The organism is Acidimicrobiales bacterium, from assembly GCA_036491125.1.
Taxonomy (GTDB): domain Bacteria; phylum Actinomycetota; class Acidimicrobiia; order Acidimicrobiales; family AC-9; genus AC-9.
On record DASXCO010000137.1, the window covers coordinates 1 to 2311 of the forward strand.

Here is a 2311-nt window from a genome sequence, read left to right on the forward strand (position 1 = left end):
TTTCGACACAACCATCATGGCGCGGGCGTCATCCGGAAGCGACGAGAACCGAAGGCGCCCTATGTCGAGGACCGTGACCGAGCGTTGGCGATGCCGGACTCGATGATGGCCTGGAGCCCGGCGGAGCGCTGGGGTGCGGCCACCGATACTGCCCGCGAGAGGCCGGCCCACGGCTCCTCGTCGGGGTGGACGAGGCTCCGGATGCGGTCGAGGAAGGGACTCGCCGTGGGCGCGCTGATTCGCACGGGCGTCGAGTCGTGATTGCGTTGCTGGTTGTAGATCCGCAACGTGGCCACGTGCAGGTTCTCGTCGATCAGTACCGCGGCGGCGCCCTGCTGGACCTCGGGCTGGAGGGTGTCGACGACCCACCCCCCCGTGTTGTACACGTCGACCGCCCTTGGGTAGCCGGCATACGCGCACCTCGTCTCGTACGGCTTGTGGGTGTGACCGAACACGAAGCTGACTTGCTCGGGCACGCCTCCGCAGTCCGCTGCGATCTGCTGGGCGAGGGGGCCTTCCACGAGCTCGCTCAGGCCGCGAATCCCGGCTGGAGTGAGCTGCACGGGCGAGTCCAGCTGCGGCCGTGAGTCCGCTGACCGGCTCCGCTCGAGGCTGCCGACTCGGTTGGCGATGTGGCGGATGACCGCTCTGGCGGTCCAGCGCCGCGCGAACCTTGGGACGGTCCGCGACTTCATGGCCGAGACGGAGTCGGCAAGGTTCCGGCCCACCGCTTGGAGGGCCCGCTCGTCCTGCAACATGTCGTAGAGAAGGCCCACGTCGGCCCCCCAGGTCCCCGATCTCCCCAGTGTCGACCAGAAGAAGTCGATCCAGGCGAAGTTCTCCGCCTCCCAGTCCCACGCCTCCGGGCCTGTCTGCGAACCCGGGAAGAGGGCGACCTTGAGCCGGCTCATCAGGCGGTAGATCGACTCGGCGTAGTGACCGTGGTGGAAGGCGACGACGCCACCCTCTCTGGAGCGAAGCCCGAAGGTCGGGTAGTGCACCTCGACGGTTACATCGTGGAGGCGTGGGAACCTGCGGACGACCGCGTTCAGCAGCTCGGCCTCGACGCGACGCTTCTGACGCTGGTCTTGATCGTAGGCGGGGAACAGGTGGGTGGCGTGCCAGGGCGGCTCGACCGGGCTCCCGGCCTCGTGGCGGGCTATGTACTCGGCGTACTGGCGCTCCCGCGCCGTCTCCCACAGGTGGTGGTCGTGGTTGCCCGGCAGGTAGTGGATCGTCCGGTCGAACAGGTCGTGCTCGTCGAGAGCGAGCTGCACGAACCGCTCGAAGGCCATCACCGCGATCTCGTCACTGGCCACGGCGAGCTCCAAGATATCGCCGTTGAGTATCAGCTCAGGCTTGATGCTCGGCTGCTCGTTGTGCCCGATCAGCGCGGCCAGGCAGTCGACGAGGGCCTTCAGCGGGGGACTTGCTTGAAGCGGCTCCGGGGTCACCGCGTCTGCGCCCAGATTGGTGAGCAGGCTGTTCTGGGCGCCAAGGTGCATGTCGGAGAGGCAGACGTAACGGATGTCCGGCATATCGCACCCCTTGCACCGTCGGCGTTAACACGAGAGGCTAACGAGGCGGCCGTGGTCAAAGGGGGAGGGAGCTTGACGCCCGAGGAGCATTTCGACGCCGTAGTCATCGGTTCGGGGTTCGGCGGCTCGGTCATGGCCTACCGGCTCGCCGCCGCCGGGAGGCACGTACTGGTCCTCGAGCGAGGCAAGCGCTATCCCCCGGGATCGTTCGCCCGCTCGCCCAGGGAGATGCGGGCAAACTTCTGGGACCCGAGCGAGGGCCGCCAGGGCCTGTTCCAGCTGTGGGACTTCGGGGGCATCGAGAGCCTCGTGTCTGCCGGGCTGGGCGGCGGCTCGCTCATCTACGCCAACGTGCTCATCCGCAAGGACGAGAGGTGGTTCGTTCGCGACCTGCCGGGCGGCGGCTACGAGGATTGGCCCGTGACCCGGGCCGAGCTCGAGCCCCATTACGACAAGGTCGAGGCCATGCTCGCCCCACAGCGGTACCCGCTGGACGAGCAGCCATATGCGGGAACGCTCAAGACCCGAGCCTTGAGGGAAGCGGCGGGCCGGGCGGGGCTCGAATGGTACCTACCGGATCTCGCCGTCACCTTCGCCAACCGCACGGGACCACCCGTCACTGGCGAACCCATCGTGGACGAGGCCGGCGACACCACCGACAACCTCCACGGCCGGACCCGCTACACATGTCGGTTATGCGGAGAGTGCGATGTCGGATGCAACTACGGGTCCAAGAACACCCTCGACTACAACTACCTGACCCAGGCCGAAAA

The 2311-nt window shown here is 67.3% G+C and carries 2 protein-coding genes; one reads left to right on the forward strand and one right to left on the reverse strand.

Annotated features, from left to right (window positions below; translation table 11 throughout):
- Window positions 1-59: 59 nt before the first annotated feature.
- Entirely contained in the window at window positions 60-1538 is a 1479-nt protein-coding gene (locus VGF64_11295) for a hypothetical protein (protein HEY1635335.1), read from the reverse strand.
- A gap of 72 nt (window positions 1539-1610) precedes the next feature.
- Between VGF64_11295 and VGF64_11300 the strand changes: the two genes are divergently transcribed.
- Window positions 1611-2311, forward strand: a 701-nt coding sequence (locus VGF64_11300; GenBank protein ID HEY1635336.1) for an NAD(P)-binding protein, incomplete at its 3' end; no start/stop codon positions are given.